This is a genomic window from Lysinibacillus sphaericus (assembly GCF_002982115.1).
Classification (GTDB): Bacteria; Bacillota; Bacilli; order Bacillales_A; family Planococcaceae; genus Lysinibacillus; species Lysinibacillus sphaericus.
Window position 1 is genome coordinate 3,570,771 of sequence record NZ_CP019980.1, and the last position, 25,119, is coordinate 3,595,889.

30 protein-coding genes are annotated in these 25,119 nt (G+C 38.1%); all 30 read right to left on the reverse strand.

The genetic code is table 11. The annotated features are described in order from the left end of the window. Window positions 1-41: 41 nt before the first annotated feature. Window positions 42-761, reverse strand: a complete 720-nt coding sequence (rpsB, locus tag LS41612_RS17680) for a 30S ribosomal protein S2 (protein ID WP_024362006.1) — start codon at window positions 759-761, stop codon at window positions 42-44. 157 nt (window positions 762-918) lie between these two features. Then, entirely contained in the window at window positions 919-1,494 is a 576-nt protein-coding gene (locus LS41612_RS17685; RefSeq protein ID WP_024362007.1) for a DUF6115 domain-containing protein, read from the reverse strand. 9 nt (window positions 1,495-1,503) lie between these two features. Beyond that, window positions 1,504-1,812 carry a hypothetical protein gene (locus LS41612_RS17690; RefSeq protein WP_024362008.1) on the reverse strand — a complete coding sequence of 103 codons (309 nt, stop codon included), beginning with the start codon at window positions 1,810-1,812 and terminating at the stop codon, window positions 1,504-1,506. A gap of 31 nt (window positions 1,813-1,843) precedes the next feature. Beyond that, window positions 1,844-2,614, reverse strand: a complete 771-nt coding sequence (locus LS41612_RS17695; protein WP_024362009.1) for a FliA/WhiG family RNA polymerase sigma factor — start codon at window positions 2,612-2,614, stop codon at window positions 1,844-1,846. A gap of 365 nt (window positions 2,615-2,979) precedes the next feature. After that, window positions 2,980-3,351 (reverse strand): hypothetical protein, encoded by a 372-nt coding sequence (locus LS41612_RS17700; protein ID WP_024362010.1) that lies wholly within the window; start codon window positions 3,349-3,351, stop codon window positions 2,980-2,982. Then, window positions 3,351-3,857, reverse strand: a complete 507-nt coding sequence (locus tag LS41612_RS17705; protein ID WP_024362011.1) for a chemotaxis protein CheD — start codon at window positions 3,855-3,857, stop codon at window positions 3,351-3,353. Before LS41612_RS17705 ends, LS41612_RS17700 begins: the two co-directional genes overlap by 1 nt. Before the next feature lie 3 nt (window positions 3,858-3,860). Then, window positions 3,861-4,493, reverse strand: a complete 633-nt coding sequence (locus tag LS41612_RS17710; protein ID WP_024362012.1) for a chemotaxis protein CheC — start codon at window positions 4,491-4,493, stop codon at window positions 3,861-3,863. Between the two features lie 10 nt (window positions 4,494-4,503). Continuing rightward, the gene (locus LS41612_RS17715) at window positions 4,504-4,950 is read right to left on the reverse strand and encodes a chemotaxis protein CheW (protein WP_024362013.1); all 447 of its coding nucleotides are present in this window, start codon (window positions 4,948-4,950) and stop codon (window positions 4,504-4,506) included. A gap of 27 nt (window positions 4,951-4,977) precedes the next feature. Beyond that, window positions 4,978-7,044, reverse strand: coding sequence for a chemotaxis protein CheA (locus LS41612_RS17720; RefSeq protein WP_024362014.1), 2,067 nt, complete (start codon window positions 7,042-7,044; stop codon window positions 4,978-4,980). 16 nt (window positions 7,045-7,060) lie between these two features. Then, the gene (locus LS41612_RS17725; RefSeq protein WP_024362015.1) at window positions 7,061-8,215 is read right to left on the reverse strand and encodes a protein-glutamate methylesterase/protein-glutamine glutaminase; all 1,155 of its coding nucleotides are present in this window, start codon (window positions 8,213-8,215) and stop codon (window positions 7,061-7,063) included. After that, a complete protein-coding gene (locus LS41612_RS17730; protein WP_024362016.1) occupies window positions 8,216-9,091 on the reverse strand; it encodes a MinD/ParA family protein in 876 nt (291 codons plus the stop codon). It abuts the gene before it with no gap. After that, the gene (gene flhF / locus LS41612_RS17735) at window positions 9,088-10,284 is read right to left on the reverse strand and encodes a flagellar biosynthesis GTPase FlhF (RefSeq protein WP_024362017.1); all 1,197 of its coding nucleotides are present in this window, start codon (window positions 10,282-10,284) and stop codon (window positions 9,088-9,090) included. The genes LS41612_RS17730 and flhF overlap by 4 nt, the downstream gene beginning before the upstream one ends. Then, complete coding sequence (flhA, locus tag LS41612_RS17740) at window positions 10,281-12,314, reverse strand: flagellar biosynthesis protein FlhA (protein ID WP_024362018.1); 2,034 nt, start codon at window positions 12,312-12,314, stop codon at window positions 10,281-10,283. The genes flhF and flhA overlap by 4 nt, the downstream gene beginning before the upstream one ends. A 24-nt stretch (window positions 12,315-12,338) precedes the next feature. Further along, the gene (gene flhB / locus LS41612_RS17745) at window positions 12,339-13,427 is read right to left on the reverse strand and encodes a flagellar biosynthesis protein FlhB (RefSeq protein ID WP_024362019.1); all 1,089 of its coding nucleotides are present in this window, start codon (window positions 13,425-13,427) and stop codon (window positions 12,339-12,341) included. A 1-nt stretch (window position 13,428) separates the two neighbouring features. Then, complete coding sequence (fliR, locus tag LS41612_RS17750; protein ID WP_024362020.1) at window positions 13,429-14,205, reverse strand: flagellar biosynthetic protein FliR; 777 nt, start codon at window positions 14,203-14,205, stop codon at window positions 13,429-13,431. Between the two features lie 4 nt (window positions 14,206-14,209). Beyond that, window positions 14,210-14,479 (reverse strand): flagellar biosynthesis protein FliQ, encoded by a 270-nt coding sequence (gene fliQ / locus LS41612_RS17755; RefSeq protein ID WP_024362021.1) that lies wholly within the window; start codon window positions 14,477-14,479, stop codon window positions 14,210-14,212. 13 nt (window positions 14,480-14,492) lie between these two features. After that, a complete protein-coding gene (gene fliP / locus LS41612_RS17760; protein ID WP_024362022.1) occupies window positions 14,493-15,158 on the reverse strand; it encodes a flagellar type III secretion system pore protein FliP in 666 nt (221 codons plus the stop codon). Beyond that, the gene (locus LS41612_RS17765) at window positions 15,155-15,826 is read right to left on the reverse strand and encodes a flagellar biosynthetic protein FliO (protein ID WP_227665413.1); all 672 of its coding nucleotides are present in this window, start codon (window positions 15,824-15,826) and stop codon (window positions 15,155-15,157) included. The genes fliP and LS41612_RS17765 overlap by 4 nt, the downstream gene beginning before the upstream one ends. A gap of 10 nt (window positions 15,827-15,836) precedes the next feature. After that, window positions 15,837-16,199 carry a response regulator gene (locus LS41612_RS17770; RefSeq protein WP_004269288.1) on the reverse strand — a complete coding sequence of 121 codons (363 nt, stop codon included), beginning with the start codon at window positions 16,197-16,199 and terminating at the stop codon, window positions 15,837-15,839. A gap of 21 nt (window positions 16,200-16,220) precedes the next feature. Further along, window positions 16,221-17,453, reverse strand: a complete 1,233-nt coding sequence (gene fliY / locus LS41612_RS17775) for a flagellar motor switch phosphatase FliY (RefSeq protein WP_024362024.1) — start codon at window positions 17,451-17,453, stop codon at window positions 16,221-16,223. Then, the gene (gene fliM, locus LS41612_RS17780) at window positions 17,446-18,441 is read right to left on the reverse strand and encodes a flagellar motor switch protein FliM (protein WP_024362025.1); all 996 of its coding nucleotides are present in this window, start codon (window positions 18,439-18,441) and stop codon (window positions 17,446-17,448) included. The genes fliY and fliM overlap by 8 nt, the downstream gene beginning before the upstream one ends. Window positions 18,442-18,474: 33 nt before the next feature. Beyond that, window positions 18,475-18,903, reverse strand: coding sequence for a flagellar basal body-associated protein FliL (fliL, locus tag LS41612_RS17785; protein WP_024362026.1), 429 nt, complete (start codon window positions 18,901-18,903; stop codon window positions 18,475-18,477). After that, complete coding sequence (locus tag LS41612_RS17790) at window positions 18,893-19,114, reverse strand: flagellar FlbD family protein (protein WP_024362027.1); 222 nt, start codon at window positions 19,112-19,114, stop codon at window positions 18,893-18,895. Before LS41612_RS17790 ends, fliL begins: the two co-directional genes overlap by 11 nt. Before the next feature lie 208 nt (window positions 19,115-19,322). Beyond that, a complete protein-coding gene (gene flgG, locus LS41612_RS17795) occupies window positions 19,323-20,270 on the reverse strand; it encodes a flagellar basal body rod protein FlgG (RefSeq protein ID WP_024362028.1) in 948 nt (315 codons plus the stop codon). 86 nt (window positions 20,271-20,356) lie between these two features. Continuing rightward, window positions 20,357-20,728 carry a TIGR02530 family flagellar biosynthesis protein gene (locus tag LS41612_RS17800; RefSeq protein ID WP_024362029.1) on the reverse strand — a complete coding sequence of 124 codons (372 nt, stop codon included), beginning with the start codon at window positions 20,726-20,728 and terminating at the stop codon, window positions 20,357-20,359. Window positions 20,729-20,743: 15 nt separating this feature from the next. Next, on the reverse strand, window positions 20,744-21,412 hold the full coding sequence (gene flgD, locus LS41612_RS17805; RefSeq protein WP_024362030.1) for a flagellar hook assembly protein FlgD: 669 nt from the start codon (window positions 21,410-21,412) through the stop codon (window positions 20,744-20,746). 3 nt (window positions 21,413-21,415) lie between these two features. Then, window positions 21,416-22,699: a flagellar hook-length control protein FliK gene (locus LS41612_RS17810; protein ID WP_024362031.1), complete on the reverse strand. Its 1,284-nt coding sequence runs from the start codon at window positions 22,697-22,699 to the stop codon at window positions 21,416-21,418. Between the two features lie 27 nt (window positions 22,700-22,726). Then, on the reverse strand, window positions 22,727-23,335 hold the full coding sequence (locus LS41612_RS17815) for a MotE family protein (RefSeq protein ID WP_024362032.1): 609 nt from the start codon (window positions 23,333-23,335) through the stop codon (window positions 22,727-22,729). Window positions 23,336-23,339: 4 nt separating this feature from the next. Next, on the reverse strand, window positions 23,340-23,789 hold the full coding sequence (gene fliJ / locus LS41612_RS17820; protein ID WP_024362033.1) for a flagellar export protein FliJ: 450 nt from the start codon (window positions 23,787-23,789) through the stop codon (window positions 23,340-23,342). Window position 23,790: 1 nt separating this feature from the next. Next, on the reverse strand, window positions 23,791-25,116 hold the full coding sequence (gene fliI, locus LS41612_RS17825) for a flagellar protein export ATPase FliI (RefSeq protein ID WP_024362034.1): 1,326 nt from the start codon (window positions 25,114-25,116) through the stop codon (window positions 23,791-23,793). Window positions 25,117-25,119 lie beyond the last annotated feature (3 nt).

The following is a 25,119-nucleotide window of genomic DNA, read 5'->3' on the forward strand; positions in this document are numbered from 1 at the left end:
TAAGGGTTCTGAGCCACTTATCACCTTTTTGTAAACGTGAATTACTCAGCAGCAGCTTCAGTAGCTGGAGCTTCTTCTTCACCTTGTTTTGACTCGATTAAAGCGTCAGCCATTTTAGCAGTTAAAAGTTTAACAGCGCGAATAGCATCGTCATTAGCAGGGATAACATAGTCGATTTCATCTGGATCACAGTTAGTATCAACAATACCTACTAGAGGGATGTTTAATTTACGAGCTTCAGCAACAGCGATACGTTCTTTGCGTGGGTCAACCACGAACATAACGTCTGGAAGATCGTGCATATCACGGATACCGCCTAAGAATTTAACTAGACGTTCGTGTTCTTTTTTAAGTTGGATTACTTCTTTTTTAGGTAGAACTTCGAAAGTTCCTTCTTCTTCCATCTTTTCGATAGCTTTCATACGTGCAACACGTTTTTGAATTGTACCGAAGTTAGTAAGAGTACCACCTAACCAACGTTGGTTGATATAGTAGTTGCCTGAACGTTCAGCTTCGTCTTTGATCGCTTCTTGTGCTTGTTTTTTCGTACCAACGAAAAGAACTTTACCACCGTCTTGACCAACTTGACGCATGAAGTCATAAGCTTCCTCTAATTTTTTAACAGTTTTTTGTAAGTCGATGATGTAGATCCCGTTACGCTCAACGAAGATAAATTTCTTCATTTTTGGGTTCCAACGACGAGTTTGGTGACCGAAATGTACACCAGCTTCAAGTAATTGTTTCATAGAAATTACTGACATGTGAATTTCCTCCTAGAATGTTTGGTTTTTTTCCTCCGCATTTATCACTTGCAACAAGCTACCCTAATCTTAGAGCACCACTTACTGCATCAAAATGCGTGTGTAGTAATAACACCATTTGCTACTATATCACAGCTTTATGGCATTCGCAACTGTTTTAGCTATGAAATTTCAATAAAAGCTCGATTTCTGTCTTTCCTTTTTGCAGCTTTTTCGCAATTTCTTCAGCAGTTTTTCCCTGCTCAGCCATTTGAACAATTTGTTGTTCCATCGTTAACGGCTTTGATTCTTCTTTTGGTAAACTATCAACCTTTGGCGCAGCCGTTTGCACAGCCGTCGTTCCTCCCTGTTGTTGACGAGAATAGGCATTCGCTACGATATTTTTCGGCATTAAAATACGTGGCTCACTATTAGCTGTCACTGCCTTCATCTCACCATCGGTTTGTGACAAAGGCTGTCCTTGACTTTTAGGCACAGCTATTGGTTGTGCCTGTTGTCCAGTATCAGGTGTCATAGTAGGTTTTGGTACCACTTGCAACGCTTGAATTAGACGATTATTTTCATCCTTCATTTCAGCTAAATAGAGGCTAATCGTATCATCCATTTCTCGCATTAAGCGTTCCTGCTTTACTTCTAAATCTTTGAATTTCGCTAATTTCGTATTTAATATAATAATGAAATAAAATGATAGTAGCTGCAAAACAAAGAGAACAGCAATTAATATGGTTGTCATAGTAAACTCCTATCCACTAAAGTCCACGAAATTACCTTTGAACGGATGCTGAGCCTGTTTTTCTGGTTTTTCGTTATGGTTCTTTTTCTTTTTACGCGTTCCTTTTATATACTCGCCACCCGCTTCTTCCTCTTCGCTAATCTCCGTCATACCTTCTGAAGTATTTACAGCTTTTTGCTTGCGCTCTAATTCCTTTTTTAACGCTTCATTTGCATGTACTTGTTGAGCTAAAGTTTGTTGTTGTGCCTGATCTGCCATTTTACCCGCTTCAAACGTTTTTGGAATAGCTATTTGTAATTCGACACCTTTTAAACTCATTAAAATTCCTCCCTCAACAATCCGTTAGATACTATACATTAATCATTTCATTGGACAATAGCTTTCGCAACTTAAATAATGCTTTTGAGTGAATTTGAGAAATACGTGATGTTGACAATTCGAGCATTTCACCTATTTCAGTTAGTGTCAACTCTTCTGTATAAAATAAACTCAGTACGAGCTGCTCTTTATCATTAAGCTTTTGTATATTTACCGCTAAATCATCGAGTAACTCCGATTTTATTACGACTTGCTCTGGAGTCTTTGTCGTATCATCACGGATTACAAAGGACTTCCCCTCTGCTTCTTCCTGATCTTGTTGCTCATTGATGGAGAGTACATTTGAGAAGAAATGCTCCTGCACCGTTTGGTATACGTCTTCCACAGGTAACTCCATATGCTGTGCAAGCTCCTCAGGCGTCACATGGCGCATTAACTGTTGTTCTAATTGTTCAATCTTGGCATCCATCTTTTTGGCCTTTTCTCGTGCAGAACGAGGTAGCCAATCCTCTTTACGCAAGCCATCGATTATAGCGCCTCTCACCCTAAAAGAAGCATATGTATCAAACTTTAAGTCTCGATTTATATCAAATTTATTTAAAGCATCAAATAGACCTAGCATGCCTAAGCTTGTTAAATCGTCACGCGATACGCTCTTAGGTAAACCTGCACCAATTCGCTGCACATGGTAAGTCACAAGAGAAGTATATTTTTTTATTAATAAATCACCCGCATCAGGATCACGTTCATTCACCCATCGATTCCACAGCTTTTGTTCATCGTTTAGAATTGGTTGTGTCATAAAATCCACCTCTCTACTTTGCGCCTGTTTGCACGGACTTTTTGCGCTTTCCTCTCAAATGCTCCAAGGCGCCAATAGTTCTGTCGCTTTGTTAACGCTGTACGCTTGAAAATTAAAAAACATACACATGTCTATCAAAAAGAGACTCACTTATCACATTTTGAGTATTTTGCTTACAATGACTGACAGATTTAGATACAAACCTATGCCATTCTTTCCTTTTATTATAACAACATTCGACTATAATTTCATATGATTCTCTAACACTATTCTATTATTAATAGCTGTTCTATTTTAGGCAGAAGAAAACTGCCTCCAATAATTAGACGACAGCTAACATTAGAGGCAGTTTAAAGTGTTCTGGCTTATGCATTTACTTGTTGTTCATCTTCACGATGCATCATCGTTCGAACGGCTTGTGCAATATCTTCTGTGCTTTCATCTTGAAACTCAACCGTTGAATTTGTCGTAGAAGTTTCTTTCCCCTTCTCATCGACGACAGAAGCACTATTTTCTTCTAGTCCACTGTCATCTTCCGACGGGTCGGCAGTTGGTGTAAATAACACATACGCAATTAAAAACCTTACAATATACATGACAAAAAATACGATAATTGCTGCTACAAATGAACCGATGATAATACGTAATGGTGTATAGGGCTGTTGCAGTGTCATAAAGAAATAAAGGGAAAAGGCAATCAATGCCCCCCATAGGTTATAAAAAATAGAACCAAACATTATATTTCACTCACTCCTTGGTTAACCGTTCGAATATGTAACATCGACGTAGCAGGGTTAAATTCAATTGTTCGACCGCTATTACCGCCCGTATTTTCGGCTACTAAAGGAATCCCATGACGTTTTAATTCAAACTTTACAGCCTCCACATTACGAGGACCGATGCGCATTGAATCTTTGTCGGACGTAAATTGAAACATTTGCGCACCCCCCGCAATTTTTGCCTTCAGTTTAAATTTTTGAACACCCTCTAGCTTTAATAAATCAATCATAGCTGAAATGCCCGTATCTGCAAATTTCGCTACATTTATTGACTCTGCTCTACCTAAACTTGAATCTGGTAGCATGACATGTATTAAACCAGCTATTTTCTTTGACTCATCGTATAAAATAACGCCTACACAAGAACCAAGTCCTGAAGTTCTAATCGTGTTCGGAAATTTCGCTACATCCATTTGAGCAATTCCAACTTTTATTACTTGTCCATTATTATTGTTGTTAAGCATAGGCTATGAAACTCCCAATGCTTTAAAAATAGCATCAAAAGAATCTGGATCAGGCAGTAAGAAGAAATGTCCCCTAACTGTTTCATGATCCTCCACACCGTCTTCAAAAATGGATGTATTAATTACGATGACATTATCACTCACATGCGATAATTCAATTAAGCCAATACTAATAATAGCACCAAACATATCTACACTTAGACCAGGCACAGTTGGATAAATTTTTAAATTTGTAAAATCTGATAACGCGGATAAATATGAACCAGATAAAATATTCCCCATTTCCTGCATGGCAGATAAACCTAACTCCGAAACAGGTGGGTTTTTAAAGTCGAATGATTCATCCTGTATTAGACGTCGGATAAAGCGATTAGCTTGTTCAATCGGAAGTATGAAAAACATGCTTCCTTCAGCATCTCCCTCAATGCGTAAAAAAATCCCAACTACAACGTTTTCAGAACCACCAGCAAGCTCCATCATGTCATTAAACGACACCATTTCAACCTTCGGGACACGCATATCGATTTTTTTACCAAGTAAATTGGAAAGAGCTGTTGCAGCATGGGCAGCTCCAATATTTCCAATTTCCTTTAATACGTCTAAATGTAGTGATGTAATCTTTTGATTAAGTGTCATAATCGAATCCCTACTTTAGTGGATTTAATACTTTCTCTAAATGTAATAATATTAATAATCGTTTACCTATTTTGGCTACGCCAGAAATAAACTCTTCTTCAAGAGATCCTACTACCTCTGGTTGAGGTTCGATTGAGCTTGCTGGAATATCCAACACATCGTTCGCTGAATCTACAACAAAGCCTACTTCCATGTCTTCTAAAGAGATAATGATAATACGAGTCGTTTCTTCGTGCTCAGAGATTGGTAATTCAAAACGTTCGCGTAAATCAATAATTGGTGTTACGACACCTCGTAAATTGATGACACCTTTTACATATTTCTCTGTTTTAGGTACACGTGTAATATGCATCAGTTTCTCGATACCTTGGACGTGTGATACTGGAATCGCATATTCCTTATCTGCTAATTGGAAGACAATTACTTTAATATTTTCTTGTTCAACTGCATTTGTCATAGTAAACACCTCTCTTATTCATTCACCTTATTTTATAAGTGCATTGCAATCCACAATTAGGGCTACTTTACCATTACCTAAAATTGTTGCACCTGAAATTGCAAAGATATTCGTTAAGTAGTTTCCTAATGATTTCAGTACAATTTCTTGTTGGCCAATGAATGAATCGACAACTAAACCAGCAAGTTTCTCGCCTTTACGAACAATTACTACTGAATGGAATTCATCATCTTGTAGCTCTTTACGAGGTACTTCGAAGATTTCTTCTAAGAATACAAGTGGAACCACTTTACCACGGAAGTCAATCACCTTTTGGTTATGTGCATTCATAATATCTGATGAACGGATAATCGATGTTTCAATAATTGATGATAGTGGTATCGCATAAATTTCTTTTTCTATTTCCACAAGCATTACCGAAATAATAGATAATGTTAACGGCAATTGAATGGAGAAAATAGAGCCTACATCTTGTGTAGATTCAATCGAAATGTTACCACCTAACGATTCAATCGTTGTTTTGACAACGTCTAGCCCTACACCACGACCTGATACATCTGAAATAACATCTGCCGTTGAGAAACCAGAAGCTAAAATAAGCTCATTAATTTGATTGTCTGACATAGCAAGAGATTGTTCACGCGTAACAACTCCTTTTGAAATCGCTTTTGCCAACACTTTTTCACGATTAATGCCAGCCCCATCATCTTCAATTTCAATAAAGACATAGTTACCACTGTGATAAGCACGTAACACCACTGTGCCTTCTTCTGGCTTTCCTTTTGCACGGCGTGCAGTAGGGTTTTCAATGCCATGATCGACAGAGTTACGGATTAAGTGAACGAGTGGGTCTCCAATTTCATCGATTACTGTTCGATCAAGCTCTGTTTCTGCGCCAATAATCTCAAGGTTTATTTTCTTATTAAGATCACGAGATAGCTGACGAATCATTTTAGGGAAGCGGTTGAATACAGTTTCCACAGGGACCATTCGCATTGTTAAAATAATCGTTTGTAGGTCACCCATAACACGGCTCATTCGTTCAACAGTTTCGTTTAACTCCCCATGATTCACTTCAGTTGCAATGGATTGTAAACGTCCACGATCAATCACAAGCTCCTCAAATAGATTCATTAAAATATCCAGACGTTCGATATTTACGCGAATCGTTTTGTTTCCTACAGGTGCATGACTTTTATCTGCTTTGGCAGGTGTTGATTTTGCTGGTGCAGGCTTAGCTGGAGCTTCAACCGGTGTATCTACTACCTCTACTGGCGTTGTCGCTGTAGCCGTTGCTGTAGCGGCTACCTCTTTATTTGCTTCATATTGTTTTTCACTGAATTGCTCTTGATTAATCTTTGCAACACTTACTTCATCAACTTCAGAAACCTTCATTAACTTCTTCTGCATATCTTCTGCTGATTCTTTTGTTACGAACGCTACATAAAATTGTTGATCGAATTGTTCATCTTCAAGCTTCTCAACAGATGGCGTTGATTTAATAACATCACCATCTTTTTCAAGAATCTCGAATACCATAAATACACGTGCTGCTTTTAATAGACAATCTTCACGCAGTCTTACTGAAATTTCAAAAGCATTAAATCCTTGTTCCGCAGATTGCGTTATAACTGTTTGCTCGAAGCTATCATATTCTAGTACGCTTGGTACTTCAGGTATAGCTACAGTAGCTACTACTTCTGGAAGAGCTTCCTCACCAGATTCAATGCGCTTTAACTGTGCGACAGTGGAAGAAACATCTCTTTTACCGTCTCCGCCATTAGCAATATCCATTACCATTTCTTCTAAATGATCCACAGATTCAAATACAATATCTAAAATTTCTGGTGACACATGAATTTTTTCATTTCGAATTGCATCTAGGACATTTTCCATTTTATGCGTTAAATCTGCTAAGTCTTCGAAGCCCATAGTCGCTGACATACCTTTTAATGTATGAGCCGAACGGAAAATTTCTCCTACGATAGCCAAATCATCTGGGTTTTTTTCTAGTTCTAATAAATGCTCACTACAAGCTTGTAAATGCTCTTTACTTTCTTCGATAAACATCTCTAAATATTGATTGACTTCCATTAAGAGGACACCCCTTTTAAGGCAAATATTTCATAATTGTTTGTGCAATATCATCTACATCAGCGACTTCATCGACAAGCTGCGTTTCCACCGCAGCTTTCGGCATACCATACACTATGCAAGTTTCTGCTGACTCTGCAATAGCAACTACATTTCCGGTATTTTTTAATGCTTTCAGTCCCTTCGAACCGTCATAGCCCATACCCGTCATAATGACTGCTACCTTATCAAAATCTTTAAATTGACTTACATTTTCAAACATCACATCTACAGATGGGCGATGACCAGAACGTGGTGGTTCGTGATTATCTAAAACGATGCCAAATGAGGTACCAACTTTTCTTAACCTTAAATGGTATCCTCCTGGGGCGATATAGGCCACGCCATTTTGTAAAATATCGCCTTGCTCTGCTTCTTTTACCGTAATCTCGCTCAATTGGTCTAAGCGGGAAGCCAGCGATTTTGTAAAGCCCGCTGGCATATGTTGAACAATAAGAATTGGCGCTTGAATTGTTTTAGGAATTTTAGTAATTACTTCTTGTAGTGCACGCGGTCCACCAGTAGATGTCCCAATCAACACAATTTTTTTACTAACTTTACTCCATTCAATATGTCCCTTAGTGACATTCATACCTGTTGCGTTCACATTGACTGGAGGGGTAACTTTACGTTCCTTCGACAATTCTTTTCTTATTGAAGTAGGCGATACAATTGGTTCTTGTTGTCTTTTGCTAATTGATGGTTTTTTTAATTTAGAAATAGGTACCAACGAAGCTTGTTCAACTTTATGGACAAGCTCAGATTGGATTTTATGTAAATCAAGAGAAATTGTTCCGCTAGGTTTCGCAACAAAATCAACCGCTCCATACTCGATTGCAGTTAGTGCATTTTCAGCCCCTCGCTGGGTTGTACTCGAAAGCATGACGACAGGCACTGGACAAATTGTCATAATCTCATTTAATGCATCGAGTCCATTCATTTCAGGCATTTCAATATCCATTGTCACGACTGTTGGTTTTAATGTTTGGATTTTCTTAATCGCATCTTTTCCATTTCGTGCTGTTCCAACTACTTCAACCCTCGAGTTTCCAACAAAAAAGTCACTAATTAGCTTTCTCATAAAAGCAGAATCATCAACGACTAAAAGCTTGCTTTTATGTACAAAGTCCAATTAATCACGCCCTTTCGAAAAAATACTTCTAAGTTTAGATAAGAATTTACTTGCTGACTGTTCATGTGCATGCACTTCCTCCATACGTTGTTCCATAAACCGAGCCACTATCAGTTGAAGTGTTTTAGAAATAAGTGCTTCTGGATATGCGATTGAAAATGGTACTTGCTCGCGCACAGCATTACGTACAACAGGGTCCTCAGGTAAGGAGCCTAATACTATAACCTCTTTGTCTAGAAATCGTTTCATCGTAAGCTTTAAACGTTCAATCGTTTCGATCCCTTCTTCTTTAGAAAAAGCACGATTACAAAGTAAATAAAATTGCTTATCCATATCGCGAACATGAATATATTTCATCATCGAATAAGCATCTGTAATAGAGGTTGGTTCAGCTGTTGTAATCACTATAATTTCATCAATAGATGTTAATAACTCTAATGACCATTTTGTCGCGCCAGCTCCCATATCAAATAGAATATAGTCGAAGTTTTTTTGGAGTTGTTCAAAAGCATGAATCAGTCTTTCAAACATTGCCTCCGACCATTCCAGCACACTCGACATGCCAGAGCCACCAGCAATACATTGTAAACCATGTGGCCCTTCAAATATTACCTCATCTAGTGATTTATTTCCTTCTAAGTAATCTTTTAAACTATAAGAAACATTTTTTCCAATTAATATATTGATATTCCCCATCCCAATATCCATATCTACAATTGCTACTTTTTTGTCCTTACTCGCTAAATTAATTGCAAAGTTCATTGAAAAGTTACTCTTACCAACTCCACCCTTACCGCTTACTACGGCAATTGTTTTACCTAATTCACCTTGCCGCTTCAGCATTTTCAAGCGTAATGTTTCTGCTTGATCTCTCATTTTTCTTCACCTTGGAAAAACATATTAAGCACTGCTTCTAAATCAGCTTCTTCAATATCTTCTGGTACTTCTTGACCATTGGTATAGTAAGCAAGTCCTTTATTATATTTAATCATTAAATTAATCATTGTGCCAATAGAATTTGTTTCATCAATCTTCGTAAAAATAAATTTTTCAATTGGCACACTTTTAAATTGCTCAATAATATTGGTCATATCCTTTTCTTTTGCCGTCATAGCAAGTACTAGAAAGGATTCAGCTTGATCATCAAATTTAATAAGGCGTTGTAGATCGTCTACATATTTTGCTTCCTTATAATTGCGGCCAGCAGTATCGATAAAGACTAAATCTAAATGGGACAATCGTTGCACAGCTTGCTCGTAATCTGTCGAATTATAAGCAATTTCAACAGGTGCTTGTAATAGGCCAGCATACGTTTTTAACTGCTCAATGGCAGCAATTCGGTATGTATCTGTAGTAATAAAGCCTATTTTTTTCTTTTTCTCTAGAACCGCTCGAGCTGCCATTTTAGCAATTGTCGTTGTCTTGCCGACACCCGTTGGTCCTAGCACATTAATATATTTACGTTCATAGGATAGGCCACCAATCGGCAAGCCTTCTAGTTTTTTACGCAGCAAGTTTTTTGTAATTAGCTTGCATTGTGAAAAATTGATTTCTGAAGCTTCTTTGAAATGCACAAAAAGCTCATCACCAATCGTTGTGATGAGCTCCTCATTTAGCTCTTGCTGTCTTAAGTATTCAATGAAGGATAAGAGTTCATCGGGATATTGAGCTTGGGTAGCCTTCTTGTGCATTGATTGCATTAACGATTTTAAATCTGCAATTTCCTTCCTCAGTTCTTCAGACATACCTGACTCATCTTGCAAAGTTATTTCTTGCGTAGGCTGAGCATGTTGAATTTTAGCTTGCACAGCATTTGTAATCTCTAGTAAACTAGCATTTTCTTTTTTAACAGGAATCATAGGCATACTTGCAGGTGTTGGAGCCGTATTGCTTGGCTCCATCGTGTCAATCCCTGCAACAACCTCAAAGCTCTTCTTTTTAACAAGCCCAAAAAGTTTCTTTGTTACGACTACTTTTGAATTCAAAATGACAGCGTCGTCGCCTAAATCAGCACGCACAAGCTTCATTGCTTCTGGTATGGAAGATGCATAATATTTTTTCATTTTCATTCAACATTCACCACCCCAACACTTTGAATTTCAATAGAAGCATCAAGTTCATTATAAGATAGTACCGGAATCTGCGGGAAATAGCGTTCTGTCAGCTGACGTAAATACATACGAACTGCCGGAGAGCATAAAATAATAGCAGATTGTTCCATAAATGACACACGCTCTACCTCTGATGCAATGGTCTCTAGCACCGTTTGAGAATCTTGAGGATCCATTGCTAAATAATTGCCGTGATCCGTTTGCTGAATGCTATCTGCAATCATTTTCTCTACTTTACCCGATACAGTAATGACTTTCAATGATGAGCTGTCTCCTACATATTGAGAGGTAATTTGACGAGCTAATGACTGACGCACATACTCTGTTAATATATCGGTATCACTTGTTAGTTTTGCATAGTCTGCTAATGTTTCGAAAATAATCGGCAAGTTACGGACAGAAACATTTTCTCGAAGAAGCTTGCCCAATACTTTTTGGATTTCTCCAGTAGATAATGGTGTGGGTGTTAATTCTTCGACTAAAATTGGATGTGTTTCACGTAAATGGTCAATTAATTGTTTCGTTTCCTGACGTCCTAATAATTCATGCGCATTTGCTCGAATCATTTCTGTTAAGTGTGTTGACACAACACTTGGTGGATCAACAACCGTATAACCAGACATCTCAGCATCCTCTTTCACTTGCTCTGTAATCCATTTAGCAGGAAGACCAAATGACGGTTCAACAGTATCAATACCCTCGATTGAATCATCATCTCCTGGGCTCATCGCTAAATAATGATCGAGTAGAAGCTCCCCACGAGCCATTTCATTACCTTTAATTTTTATGCGGTATTCATTTGGCTGAAGTTGAATATTATCACGAATACGAACAACTGGAATGACAATCCCTAGTTCCAATGCTAGTTGGCGTCGAATCATGATAACGCGATCTAATAAGTCCCCACCTTGGGCTGCATCTACTAGTGGAATTAAGCCATAGCCAAATTCAAATTCAATTGGGTCCACATTTAATAAATTCACAACATTTTCAGGGCTCTTCATGCCGTCTGTTGCCACTTCTTCCTCAATTTCAAGTAATTCTTCCTCATCCTCTGGTTTCTTACGTTCCATCATGTAAGCACCTGCAACAAGCGAAATACCAATTGGTAACGTTACCCAGTTAGGAATTGGCGTGAATAAACCAAGCAAAATAATAGTACCCCCAGCAACATAAAGAAGCTTTGCTTGAGCGAATAGTTGTCCTGTAATATCTTCTCCTAGACTTCCTTTAGAGGATGCGCGTGTTACTACAATCCCTGTTGCTGTTGAAATAAGAAGTGCAGGGATTTGTGATACAATACCATCACCAACCGTTAGCTTTGAGAAGTGGGTTGCTGCTTCCGCAAATGGTAAGCCCATTTGCACAACACCGATAATAATACCAAATAATAAGTTGATAATTACCATCACCATGGAGGCAATTGCATCCCCTTTTACGAATTTCGTAGCACCATCCATCGCTCCGTAGAAATCCGCTTCTCCCGATACTTTGTCACGTCGTTCACGTGCTTCTCGCTCAGATATTACACCTGCGTTTAAATCAGCATCAATACTCATTTGTTTACCGGGCATCGCATCGAGTGTGAAACGAGCAGCTACTTCTGCAACACGTTCCGCCCCTTTTGTAATAACGATAAACTGAATCAATACAAGAATTAAAAACACTACTAAACCTACGAGAACATTCCCGCCAACTACGAAATCCCCGAAGGTTTCAACAACTGATCCAGCATCTCCATTTGCTAAAATTGCACGCGTTGTGGAAACACTTAAGCCGAGTCGAAACAGGGTTAACAGAAGAATAACGGAAGGGAAAATAGAGAAATCTAACGCTTCCTTCATACTCATTGCTGTTAAAAGTACTATTAATCCTAACGTAATATTAATGACGATTAAGAAACTTAGCATCCACGGAGGAAGAGGGATGATGAGCATCGCAACGATTAAAATAACCGCACCTAAAACCCCTATATCGCGAACCTTCATTTGTGTCCCTCCTACATAAAAGCTTTAAATTTTCCGCTTAATACGATAAACATAAGCGAGTACTTCTGCTATTGCTTTGAAAAATTGTTCTGGTACTGAATCGCCTATTTCTACCTGATCATACATGGCTCTGGCTAATGGTCTGTTTTCTACCATTATGACATCATGTTCTTTCGCAATCAGTTTAATTTTTTGAGCAACAAAGTCTGTCCCCTTCGCCACTACGCGAGGGGCATCCATACTGTCCTCATCATACTTTAGAGCGATCGCATAGTGAGTTGGGTTAGTGATTACGACATCAGCATTTGGCACTTCTGACATCATTCGACGCATTGCCATTTCACGCTGACGTTGCTTGATTTTTGATTTAATCAGCGGGTCACCCTCACTATTTTTATATTCATCTTTAATATCTTGCTTAGACATTTTTAGATTTTTTTCATACTCATGTTTTTGATACATCCAGTCCAATAAGGATACACATAGTAACACAAGAGAAGCCGCGATCCCCATAATGCCAACAAGTTTACCAACTGTAACAAGGGTCACCCACGGACTTTTAAATGATAGTGCTAAAACTTCATGTAAATTTGACCATATGATAATTGTTGTTACTCCACCAATAAAGGAAATCTTTAAGATTGACTTTATAAGCTCAACAATGGCTTTTACAGAAAAGATTTTTTTTAAGCCTTTAATTGGATCCATCTTTTTTAAATCAAATTTCATCGGCTCTAATGTGAATAAGAAACCAAATTGTAGAAAATTACCTGCTAAGGCTCCTACAAACGCAATTGCCATTATTGGAACAATGACATAAGCCATTTGTACTAATGTTTCGGTAAATAGATGCATGACACTGTCAATCGTAAGTGTTTCTACACGTACGTTATGGATAAATGTTTGCCTAAAAAAAGCTAACAGATCGTCTCGCAATGATCCTGCAAAGAATAATAGAAAGATAAACACCATGAGCATCACAATCGCACTGGATATGTCCTGACTCTTAACGACCTGCCCTTTTTTTCTAGCATCTTGTCGTTTTTTAGGTGTCGCCTTTTCCGTTTTTTCACCTGCAAAAAACTGTAAATCTAAATCCAGTAGTAGCAACATCTTATCCACCACCTAATATCGCCATTAAATCGCGCATTCCATAAATCATAATCGTAATCAACTTTTGAATGACTTGTATCATAACCGCCATCATTGTGAAGAGCACTAAAAAACTGACACCAATTTTAATTGGGAATCCAACCACAAAGATATTTAATTGTGGCACCGTTTTTGCCGTTATACCAAGTGCTAAATCCACTAAAAATAACGTTGCTACAACAGGTGCTGCCATTTGAAACGCAATAGCAAAGACGGCAGTAAAGGTTGTCATGACAAACTGGATATAATCATCTTGCGCGAAATTAGGAAATCCCTGATCTATAGGTAAAAACTGATAACTATAGAAAATCCCATCTAGAATCATATGATGGCCATCAATTGCCAATAAGAACAGCAATGCCAATGTATTAAAAAATTGACCGATTAATGGACTTTGCGCCCCTGTTTGTGGGTCGATAATATTGGCAATGGCAAATCCCATTTGGAAATCGATAAAGCTTCCGGCAATTTGAATTGCCGACATGATGATATAGCCTATTAGACCTAATAACAATCCAATAACAGCTTCTTTCATCACTAAAAGTATGTAATCACCATTAAAAAGAAATGGCTCTACGTCTATTGTATAATACATCATCCAAGCTAAAACGAATGCGAGGGAAATTCGTACTTTCTGCGGAATCGTCCTATATGAAAAGAAAGGTACCGTAACAAAAAAAGCTGTTACGCGCACTAGTACTAATAAGAATACCGTTATTTGAGGGACTAGTTCATTCATGTACTCACCCTATATAACGCGTTAAATTCTCAAAAATGTCTCTCGCATAGCTCGTAACTTGTGATAACATCCACGGACCAAAGAAAACGATGGCCACTAATACTGCGACGATTTTTGGAACGAATGCTAATGTTTGCTCTTGAATCGAAGTTGTTGCTTGAAATATACTTACCGCTAAACCAGAGATTAAAGCAACTAATAATAGCGGTCCGCTTGTTAGAAGGATAATCATAATGGCACGCTCTGCTATTGAAATAACCATTTCACCTGTCATACTGTATCATCCCCTAAAAACTTTGTAGTAATGATTTCATTACGAGGTACCAGCCATCGACGAGTACAAATAATAAAATCTTAAACGGCAATGAAATCATAACCGGTGGTAACATCATCATCCCCATCGACATTAATGTACTTGCGACAATCATATCGATTACAAGGAATGGAATAAATATCATAAAACCAATTTGGAAAGCAGTTTTAATTTCACTGAGTGCAAAAGCAGGTACGAGCATAGTAAGTGGAATTTCCTCTACAGATGCTGGCTTTTCTGCCTTATTATATTGTAAAAACAAATCTAAATCTTTTTGCCTTGTATGCTTACTCATAAACTCTTTAAACGGCACACTTGCCTTCTCATATGCTTCTTCTAGCCCAATTTCTTCAGCAAATAGTGGCTGTAATGCCTCTTTATTGACCTCTTGAAATGTAGGAGCCATGATAAAGAAGGTTAAAAATAAGGCAAGTCCAACAATAACCTGATTAGGAGGCATTTGTTGTGTCGCCAACGCTGTACGTACAAATGAGAGCACAATGACAATCCGCGCAAATGATGTCATTAAAATTAAAATGCTCGGGGCAAGTGACAATACAGTTAATAATAAAAGGAGCTTAATAGAAGTTGAGACATTGGTTGGGTCGCTGTTGGAAAAATAATTGACTATATCATTCATTTATCATCATTCTCCTTTTGCTTCCATCTCTCTAATTCTTCACTACGCTCCTGTTTAATTTCAGAGATTTTTTTTTCAAAAAGTTCACCAAACGAATCTTGTTGTGTGCTTGTTGATGAATTTTGTTTATTTTTTCTCTTAAACTTAGAAATTACTTCTGCTATATAAGGTGATGTTGCCGCAAATTCCTGTTTTTCGTTATAGAGCGCTAACAGCTCTTCAACTTCTTGCGGATCGGTAATTTCTCGAATCAGTTGGACATCTTCACCGACACCAACCAAATAAATCGTTTTACCTATTTGCAACAGTTGAACAGACTTTTGTGCCCCTAACGATAAACCGCCTAAATTTTGTACCATTTGATTTCGTTGAAAAGTTAAATTTCTTTTATTTAAAAACTTCATCAACCCATAAAATAAAGCTACAACAAAAATAAGCGCCAAAACCATTTTTATGTATTCCCATGCAGAAACATCTCCAGCTGCTGAAACAACTGTATCTTCTTTCGCAGCTGGGTCTGAATTTTCCTTACATTCCTCTGGTTTTTTCATACAATACTCAATACTATTTGTATCGGTATCTGCATGAACAGAAACTGTTGGTGGATACACAAATAGGAAGGTTACAAGAAATGCGAAAATCATCGTGACACGAAATGATTTTAACATTTGCATGAAATCATCCTAGTGCTTTTTGAATCGCTTCAATTACACGATCAGCTTGGAAAGGCTTAACAATGAAGTCTTTCGCGCCAGCTTGAATTGCATCGATTACCATTGCTTGTTGTCCCATTGCTGAACACATGATTACTGTTGCGCTTGGATCAGTACCTTTAATCGCTTTAAGAGCCGCAATACCATCCATTTCAGGCATTGTAATATCCATTGTTACTAAATCTGGCTTTAACTCGTTGTATTTTTCAACAGCCTGTAGACCATCGGCAGCTTCCCCTACAACTTCAAATCCGTTTTTGGATAAAATATCCTTGATCATCATGCGCATAAATGCAGCATCGTCTACAATCAAAATTCTTTTAGACATGGTTAACTCCTCCAATTGAAACTATCTTAAATTATTTAAACGCTCTGCTTGACTTAAAACATCTGTAATGCGGACACCGAAGTTTTCGTCAATAACAACCACTTCGCCTTTGGCAATTAGACGACTATTTACTAGAATATCAACTGGTTCCCCTGCTAATTTATCTAATTCTATAATCGATCCACTAGCTAGTTCTAAAATCTCTTTAACAGAACGTTTCGTACGTCCTAACTCTACAGTAACTTGCAATGGAATATCAAGTAGCATATTTAAATTTCTAGCCTCAGATTGAGAGATTACATTTGGATCAAAGCTAGCAAACTGTGCTTGCTGAACATTTACAGGTTGAACTGGTCTTTGTTGCATCTGAATTTGTTGTTGTTCTTGATACATTGGTGGTTGCTCTTGATACATCGGCTGTTGCACTGGTGCAGCCGGTTGTTGATATGCCGGTTGCTGTGCTGGTGGCGGTGTATGTTGAACTGGTGGTGGCGCAATAGGCGCTTCCGGTGCAATGGTAGCTGCAACTGGCTCTGCAATCGCCTCTGTTTCACCTAATAATGATTTGACAATATTTTGACTAAACTTCAGTGGCAATAATTGCATTAAGTTCGAATCAATTAAATTACCGATACGTAATCGGAATGAAACTTTTACTAGTAAATCGTCTTCCGGAATATTGTCTCGACCTTCATTTTTAGAAATATTCATTAGATCGATTGTCGGTGGCGAAATATCCACCTTTTTGTTGAATACTGTCGACATGGATGTTGCCGCAGAACCCATCATTTGATTCATCGCTTCTTGTACTGCACTTAGCTGAATTTCACCTAGGTCAGGCTTAGGGTTTAAACCGTCCCCACCTAACATTAAATCGGCTATAATGGCAGCATCTGATTGTTTAATAACAAGTAAATTCATACCTGTTAAACCAATCGTATATTCTACCTGTACGGCTACATACGGATGAGGAAATTCCTCTTCTAACTTATTACGGTTAATCATTGAAATACTAGGGGTAGTAATATCTACTTTTTGTCCTAATAACGCAGAAAGAGCAGTAGCTGAACTACCAAAAGATATATTGCCGACTTCACCGAGTGCATCTTGAGCAAACGAATCAAGGTAATCCTCTACTCTTACCTCATTTTGTTCTTCTTTTGTAGAAGCTTCGCTGTCGTTCATTCTATCGTCCAACGTTTCGCCCCTTAATAACGCTTCAATTTCTTCTTGGGAGAGCATTTCATCACTCATCTTCGTCTCCTCCTTTCAAAGGGTCGATAATCTGGATTGCTAATTTTTTACCCTGTTTGCCAGGTTGTACTGTGAATTTAGGTAATGTACCTACTTTCAGCAGCAGTGGATCATCAATTTTTTGTTCTAATTGAATAACATCACCGACTTGCATCATTAAGAAGTCTTCAATGGTGATGTCGCTAATGCCTAACTCAACAGAAAGAGGCAATTGAGCTTGTTTTACACGTGTTTCAAGCATTTTTGTTTGCTCTGGTGACATCTCTTTTGTATTAGTTTGCATCCAATAGCGAACAGATAGATTTGGTACAATTGGCTCTAAAACAACATGCGGAATACAAATATTAATCATACCGCTTGTCTCACCAATAATCGTATTTAATGAAATGACGACTACCGTTTCATTTGGTGATATCATTTGTAAAAACTGAGGATTCACCTCAAGCTCTACTAAAATTGGGTCGATTTCAGCAACATTTTCCCATGCTTCGCGTAAATTGTCGAATGAGCGTTCAAAGAGATTTGTCATAATTTTTGTTTCAATTTCTGTTAAGTTATCAACATTACTATGACTTGCTCCACTACCACCCATTAAACGATCTAACATCGAATAAGCAATGTTTGGGTTTATTTCCATCAATATATTACCATCAAGTGGTGGCACTTCAAACACATTAATGAGCGTCATATTCGGAATTGAACGAACAAACTCTTCAAAGGGTATTTGGTCTACTGATGCTACTGTAATTTGTACATAGCTTCTTAACTGTGCAGAAAAGAAGGTAGTCAGTAGTCGTGCAAAATTCTCATGTATTCGGGTCAAACTTCGGATTTGATCTTTTGAGAAGCGCAACGCTCGCTTAAAGTCATAAACTTTAACCTTTCGCCCCTCGTCCTCTTTTTTAATGTCATCCGCTGACATTTCTCCGGTCGAGATTGCGGATAGTAGCGCATCTATCTCAGATTGGGATAACACATCTCCTGCCATTTGCCCACCTCCATTTCAAGCAGTTTCTAATTTTTATTGAAAGATGTAGGAGGTAATATATACTTGTTGAATTTCTCCCTCTTGCATCAATTCATTTAACTGTGTTTTTATTGCCTTTTCAAACATTATTTTACCTTGCTTGCCATCTAAATCTTTTTGTTCCATTTCTGAAAGCTCTTGAATAATTAAATTATTCGTTTGGAAATCACGCTTCTTTAACTCTTCTGCAGCGTCCTTGCTAGTAGTTTGGATTTTTAGCGTCATGCGCACAACCCTTTTATCAGCAAGATTGGTCATAATTTCAGGAACATCAACAGAGGCTTCTACAATATCGTCTATTGATGGTTCAAGTGATGCTGCCGGCTTATTGAATTGAGTAAATAATACAAACGCAATAACGCCAATAAGTATAATCGCCACTAGTACGATGATAATCATCGTTAACACTTTATTATTCTTCATCTTCTTCACCTCGTAGATGCGGGTTTGATAGTACTTGTATATTGTTATAAAAAGCTGTTGCCTTTTGTCGCACCTCATCTTCACTCTGTAACACAATAATTTTTGTTCCTGTTGTTAAAGTAATAGTCGTATCTGGGAAAGATTCGACTGTTTCTATGTATAAAGCATTTAGTGTAAATGCTTTGCCATTTAGTCGTGTTAGTTCAATCATTGAAATAGGGCCGGTCTAGCGCAAGAGCCGGCCCGACCCTCCCTCATATTGAAAATTATGTTTTATAGCTCGAACGCCCTCTACGCATAACCTCTTGTGACATCATCCAAAGCTCTACTAAATTACTAGCAGCTATTTGGTTGCATACTTAAAGGCTTAAAAACTATGATATAGCAGCTTTCGAAACTAGAAGTAACTAATTTCTAAACTATCGTTTTAAGTTAACTAACTCTTGAAGAACCTCATCTGATGTAGTGATAATACGCGTATTTGCTTGGAAGCCACGTTGCGCTACAATCATTTCAGTAAATTCTTCTGATAAGTCGACGTTGGACATTTCAAGTGCCCCTGCCGTAATTGACCCCATACCTGCTACTGTAGCAATTTGTCCATAAGGTGCTCCAGAGTTAGCAGTTGCTTGGAAGTAGTTACTACCTACTTTTTCAAGACCACCTGCATTAGGGAATTTAACCATAACAATTTGACCTGCATATTGTCTATATCCATTTGCATCCACATATTCAACCGTTCCATCCGGACCAATACTCAACTCTTTTGCAGTTGTTGGGATTTTAATTGGGTTATTACCGTCAAAAGTAAAAGTATCGTTTTCTCCAAGTAAATCCTCTGTTATCCCATTCAGCGGGCTGGCTTCTTTATCTGCTTCTGCATTACTTTCAGTTGAGTCAGTTTCATACAATGTATCATTGGCATGACCCACTAAATATTTCCCTTCTGCATTCACTAAATAACCTGCATTATCCATGTAGAAGTTACCTGCACGCGTATAAACAACGTTTGTATAGTTTTCTGCAACACCATCCGTATTTGACACCGAGTCGGCTACCATAAAGAATCCTTCACCTTGAATGGCAAGATCCAATGGGCGGTTTGTCGTTTGACGTGAGCCAGAACCGTGAACTGTATCAATTGCTGCAAGTGTTGAACCAAGACCTATTTGTAAAGGGTTTGTACCACCACGAGTAGGCGTTGCAGCTGAAGCACCTCCACTCGTTTGAGATAGGATGTCTTTGAAAATCACGCGACCTTTTTTAAATCCATACGTGTTTACATTTGCAATATTATTGCCAATAACATCTAGCTTTGTTTGGAAGTTTTTAAGACCTGAAATACCTGAATACATAGAACGTAACATAAGTTGTCGTTCTCCCTTCATTTTTTGAATTGTGCGCCTCTGTCAGTCAGCAACACATAGGCTTCCTTACTAAAGAAGGTCCAGCCTTAAAGCACGATTGTGCCATCAATATTAGTAAACAGTTGTTGCTTTGCTTCCGTGCGATCCATTGCTGTAATAACAGTAGCATTTTTAGCACTGACAATTAAAGCTGCTTGATCCATCAAGACTAATGGTTGTTTGACACCTTTGGAATGTGCCTCAAATACCTTGTCAGATACAACCTGCCATTCCTGTTCAGTAATCGCGATATTACGCTCTTTAATGCGTTCATGAGCATGCTTACTGACTTTTAGCTCCTGTTGATTCGTCGCCTCATGTAAATGCGCACTAAACGATTGCTGTGTATTGGTAGGTGTAGGTTGCTTTTGGCGAATAGTAGGATACAATGGGACACGATGAATTGAAAATTTATCCATCTTTCTCCACCACCTTTATTCGCTAATTACTGTAAATTCTTTCCCTGCTAGTTTTTTGCCATTTGCTAATTCATAATAAATAATGCCATCTTTATTAGATACAGAAGTGATTCTACCTTGTGCATCTTGTTCCCCGTCTTTGTACGTAACATTTTTGCCGATTAGCATACTCGCTTGTACAAGCGGTGATTCAGTTGATGTATTGTTTTCACCTGTGCTCGTTTCTTTATTACCAAGAATAGCAGAGATGTTTCCTGGGAATATTTCCTTGCCATCTGCTAATACAAACACGGCTTCCCCATCAACAAATTTTAAAGATTGGATAACGCCTGAACCTTCTATTACAATCGGCTTATTATCTTTATCCACTTCTTTTGAGATTTCATGCCATTTTACTTCTTTGCCAACAAATGATGTATAGTTCATAAGCTGCGATTGTTGTTGAGACATCAATAATGATTCCATCGCCTTTGTCATATTTTGCATTTGTTCTAAAGAAGAGAACTGTGCCATTTGAGCAATAAATTCTCGGTCATCCATAGGATTTGTTGGATCTTGATGTTGTAATTGTGTAATTAATAACTTTAAAAATGCATCTTTACCGAGCTCACTACTACCTGTTTGTTTAGTTGGGGCACTATAGTTTGAATAGTAAAGATCATTTGAAATTTTCGTTTCAGCCACTGTTTACACCTCCTCAATTTCTAAATAATCATGGAAGGACATACTCTCTTCGTTATCCTCATTTTGTTGCTCTTGTTCTTCTTGCTGTTGTCGCTTAAAGAAGTTGTTAAAGAAGTGTTGATCTCGCTGTTGTCTATCAGCATCCTGCAACGACTGTGCAATATCTAGTCGCTCCACTTGGATATTTTGCTGAACAAACGCTTGCTTTAACTGATGTGCTTGACTGTCAAGCAGTTCACGCCCGTGCGCAGTAGATGCTAGTAGACGCGCAGTTAAAACACCGTCATTTTGGACAAGCTCGATTCGAATTGTACCAAGATTTTCAGGATATAATTTTAATGTTAAACGTGTAATCCCTTGCGCATTAGAAATTTGAGCTTTATTGATGATTGCCTGCATTTCTTTCAGTAATGCTTCCGATTGAGCTGGCTTAGCTGTTGGCAAAGTTACTTGGAATGTATCTGCTTTTGTTTGTACTGTATTCGCTGTCACCATTTCATTAGCATTTGTATCGCTTTGTTTCGTCACTTGTACTTGCTGAATGACTTGTTGGAAACCTTGCAACGGCAATGTAACAGTTGTTTTTGTGGTAACTTGTTGCGCAGTTTGAATCGTTTCAATTTGCGTTTGCACCGTTGTTAAAAATTGTTGAACGTTTGACAAACTATTTTCTTGAGACATTGTTAAATCTGCTTTTTGTCCAACTAATTGTGTTAGTTTTAATACTTGAAGTAGCGTTGTTGCCTCCTCGGGCGTTACTTGTCCTTCACCTTGTAAAGCAGCTACTAACTGCGTCTGTAACACAGGTGCTTGAGCGTCTACTAAAGTTAGTAGCTCCCACACATCACTCGCTTGCTGTTCTTCCCCTAGAAGTTGTTGAACCAATTTCTGAATTTGCTCTTTATCTACATTCAATGCAGCCATTAAATTGTCTAAATTCAACATTTCATCCATAGCTACTGCTTTGCCATCTTCCCCTATTTGAAGCATTAACAAGCCTTCGTCGTGCGGGATCTCTAACAAATCTAACAATTCCTCGATAGATTGAGTATTTAATAATTCCTCTAGTTCAGCTAACTTATCGCCATCTTGTGTTTCACTGCTTTGTGATATGTTATTTTGCTGGTTTGTTGAAGCTACTACTTGTCCAAATACAGATCCAAATTTTGATACTTTATCTTGAGCTGTTCCTGCATTTGTTTTTACTTCAGCATTACTAGCTGACACAGCTTTCGGTGAAGCAGTGTTTACTTTAGAAGCCGTCATATTCATCATTGCAATATTCATGTTTTCACCTCCTTTTCAATTGTTTTTTTATTGTTTAGCCATCAGTTCAGTATATTTCGCAGCATCTTGTGGTTCCATTTTCTCTAAAATAGCAGCTAACTTATCAGGTTTTAAACTTGATAAAATGCGCAATGCCTGTGCATCGCTCATTTTTATAAGCACCGGTGCTGCTGCTTTAGGTGACATTTTATCAAAAGTAGACAAAATATCATTGAAATCACGTTTCACATCATCTTGTTCTCTATTTAATTTTTCTATTTCAAACAGTAATTTCTCTTGTTCTGTCAACAATTTTTCTTTCTCAGTTGTCGTGTCATCTAATTTTTTTTGCAATTGCGCTATTTCGGCTTCTTTTTCTTGTATTTCTGCCTGTAAACTTACAACTTTGGAATCATCAATTACAACAGCATCTTTCGCTTGTTGAGCCTCTGATTCAACAAAAGGTAAGCTACTTACTGCCTTTTTTCCTAAATCAAAGACGTTCGTATTCATTAACGTTGCTACAACAAGTAACACCGCGACTACAAACATAACAGGTATTAATATCCAGATAAAAAACTTTTGGAAACCTCCTGATTTACGTGGTGGCTGTTGTACTTCTAATTCAGTTTTAATACGGTTTTCTTTTTTCGCCATGAAATCACCTGATTTCTTTCTTGAAATACGTAAGTGAAGAAATTTCATCTAAAAATATGCTCTCGATGCGATCTTGTTCTTGTTGAAATGACTTATAATCTTTTTCACGCATTTTTTCAAATTTACGTACTTCCAAGTTTTTTTCTAATAGTTTTTCTTCGTACCAATTCATTTTAGAACGTGCCTGTACAACCTTTTGTTGCACGTCGGCAATAGTCTTTTCAAGGCTATCAATAAAACGAGCATAGTGATGAATTTCTTCTATTGATGATCCTACAACTAAACGTTCTTGCTGAAATTCTATTAAATTCTCTTTCTTTTTCAGCAAGTCATACAACTTTGTTGCAACCTCTTCAAAAGAACGAACAGCTTCTTTATAGGCAATTTCAGTTTCATTTTTTTCTTGTTCTCGAATGGTTAACACTTTTTCAAAACGATACATATAACTAACCAACCTACTTGCCACCACCGTTCGATAATGTAATCAACTCATTCATACTTTCCTCAAGCGTCACCTTATCTAAATACCCTTGCTTTAAATAAGCCGTAATAAGCGGTTCATAATAAATGGCCTCATCAATCTCTTTAGATGTCCCACGTTTATAGGCACCGATATTAATTAAGTCCTCAGATTTGTCATATGTATAATAAAGCTCACGTAAACGCTCGGCCGCTTTTTTATGCGCTGGCTCTGCCACATGATTCATTAAACGACTGACGCTTTTCAGCACATTAATAGCAGGATATTGGCCCTTATTGGCAAGGTTTCGGTCAAGTACAATATGTCCGTCTAAAATACCTCGCACTGTATCAGCTATAGGCTCGTTCATATCATCACCATCAACTAGTACCGTGTAAAAGGCAGTAATCGAACCTTTTTCATTTGTCCCCGTACGCTCTAATAACTTTGGTAAAATCGCAAATACAGATGGCGTATAACCTTTTTGAGCAGGGGGCTCTCCTGTTGCAAGCCCTATTTCCCGCTGTGCCATTGCAACACGCGTTACTGAGTCCATCATCAACATGACATTTAAGCCACGATTTCTAAAGTACTCTGCAATAGCTGTTGCAGTAAACGCTCCTTTAATACGCATTAGTGCTGGTTGGTCTGACGTAGCTGCCACAACAATTGAGCGGCTTAACCCCTCAGATCCTAAATCTCTTTCAATAAATTCGCGCACCTCACGGCCACGCTCTCCAACTAACGCAATGACATTTAAATCCGCTTGTGTATTGCGTGCAATCATGCCTAGTAATGTACTTTTACCTACCCCAGAGCCGGCGAAGATACCTACACGTTGTCCGTTACCGACAGTTAACATACCATCAATTGCTTTTACTCCAACCTCAAGTCTTTCATTAATTGGCGGACGAGTAAGGGGATTGGGTGGATCTTGTTCTGTAGGAACAGACATTAATCCTTTCGGTAACAAAGTACCATCAATAGGATTCCCCATTGAATCTAGAACCTTCCCAATTAACTCTGGTCCCACTTTAATTTCAAGCGGCGCCCCTGTTCCTTCTACTAAGCAACCAATCGATATTTCTCGAAGCGAAGTATAAGGCATCAAAACAACAATTTCATCTTTGAAGCCAACAACTTCTGCCAAAATGATTTGATGGCCGTTTTTCGACGTTTCAACATGAATTTTACACACATCACCGATGGAACTATCGGGACCTTGCGACTCAATCATTAAGCCGACAACTCTCGTTACTCTACCAAACTTTTTGAAAGTCGGTATATTTGGAATTTGTTCGATTAATTGAGCCGTTTTCATGTC

Excerpts from the sequence above, each read along its gene's own strand:
- fliQ (WP_024362021.1), bottom strand. The coding sequence starts at position 14,479 with ATGACAGGTGAAATGGTTATTTCAATAGCAGAGCGTGCCATTATGATT.
- LS41612_RS17710 (WP_024362012.1), bottom strand. The coding sequence starts at position 4,493 with ATGACACTTAATCAAAAGATTACATCACTACATTTAGACGTATTAAAG.
- LS41612_RS17765 (WP_227665413.1), bottom strand. The coding sequence starts at position 15,826 with ATGTTAAAATCATTTCGTGTCACGATGATTTTCGCATTTCTTGTAACC.
- fliP (WP_024362022.1), bottom strand. The coding sequence starts at position 15,158 with ATGAATGATATAGTCAATTATTTTTCCAACAGCGACCCAACCAATGTC.
- flhA (WP_024362018.1), bottom strand. The coding sequence starts at position 12,314 with ATGAAGGTTCGCGATATAGGGGTTTTAGGTGCGGTTATTTTAATCGTT.
- LS41612_RS17695 (WP_024362009.1), bottom strand. The coding sequence starts at position 2,614 with ATGACACAACCAATTCTAAACGATGAACAAAAGCTGTGGAATCGATGG.
- LS41612_RS17705 (WP_024362011.1), bottom strand. The coding sequence starts at position 3,857 with ATGCTTAACAACAATAATAATGGACAAGTAATAAAAGTTGGAATTGCT.
- fliY (WP_024362024.1), bottom strand. The coding sequence starts at position 17,453 with ATGAGTGATGAAATGCTCTCCCAAGAAGAAATTGAAGCGTTATTAAGG.
- flhB (WP_024362019.1), bottom strand. The coding sequence starts at position 13,427 with ATGTTGCTACTACTGGATTTAGATTTACAGTTTTTTGCAGGTGAAAAA.
- rpsB (WP_024362006.1), bottom strand. The coding sequence starts at position 761 with ATGTCAGTAATTTCTATGAAACAATTACTTGAAGCTGGTGTACATTTC.
- LS41612_RS17810 (WP_024362031.1), bottom strand. The coding sequence starts at position 22,699 with ATGAATATTGCAATGATGAATATGACGGCTTCTAAAGTAAACACTGCT.
- LS41612_RS17715 (WP_024362013.1), bottom strand. The coding sequence starts at position 4,950 with ATGACAAATGCAGTTGAACAAGAAAATATTAAAGTAATTGTCTTCCAA.
- LS41612_RS17690 (WP_024362008.1), bottom strand. The coding sequence starts at position 1,812 with ATGAGTTTAAAAGGTGTCGAATTACAAATAGCTATTCCAAAAACGTTT.
- LS41612_RS17800 (WP_024362029.1), bottom strand. The coding sequence starts at position 20,728 with ATGGATAAATTTTCAATTCATCGTGTCCCATTGTATCCTACTATTCGC.
- LS41612_RS17730 (WP_024362016.1), bottom strand. The coding sequence starts at position 9,091 with ATGAGAGATCAAGCAGAAACATTACGCTTGAAAATGCTGAAGCGGCAA.
- fliL (WP_024362026.1), bottom strand. The coding sequence starts at position 18,903 with ATGAAGAATAATAAAGTGTTAACGATGATTATCATCGTACTAGTGGCG.
- flhF (WP_024362017.1), bottom strand. The coding sequence starts at position 10,284 with ATGAAAATGAAAAAATATTATGCATCTTCCATACCAGAAGCAATGAAG.
- LS41612_RS17770 (WP_004269288.1), bottom strand. The coding sequence starts at position 16,199 with ATGTCTAAAAGAATTTTGATTGTAGACGATGCTGCATTTATGCGCATG.
- LS41612_RS17685 (WP_024362007.1), bottom strand. The coding sequence starts at position 1,494 with ATGACAACCATATTAATTGCTGTTCTCTTTGTTTTGCAGCTACTATCA.
- LS41612_RS17815 (WP_024362032.1), bottom strand. The coding sequence starts at position 23,335 with ATGGCGAAAAAAGAAAACCGTATTAAAACTGAATTAGAAGTACAACAG.
- fliI (WP_024362034.1), bottom strand. The coding sequence starts at position 25,116 with ATGAAAACGGCTCAATTAATCGAACAAATTCCAAATATACCGACTTTC.
- fliM (WP_024362025.1), bottom strand. The coding sequence starts at position 18,441 with ATGGCAGGAGATGTGTTATCCCAATCTGAGATAGATGCGCTACTATCC.
- LS41612_RS17700 (WP_024362010.1), bottom strand. The coding sequence starts at position 3,351 with ATGTTTGGTTCTATTTTTTATAACCTATGGGGGGCATTGATTGCCTTT.
- flgG (WP_024362028.1), bottom strand. The coding sequence starts at position 20,270 with ATGTTACGTTCTATGTATTCAGGTATTTCAGGTCTTAAAAACTTCCAA.
- LS41612_RS17720 (WP_024362014.1), bottom strand. The coding sequence starts at position 7,044 with ATGGAAGTCAATCAATATTTAGAGATGTTTATCGAAGAAAGTAAAGAG.
- fliR (WP_024362020.1), bottom strand. The coding sequence starts at position 14,205 with ATGAATGAACTAGTCCCTCAAATAACGGTATTCTTATTAGTACTAGTG.
- LS41612_RS17790 (WP_024362027.1), bottom strand. The coding sequence starts at position 19,114 with ATGATTGAACTAACACGACTAAATGGCAAAGCATTTACACTAAATGCT.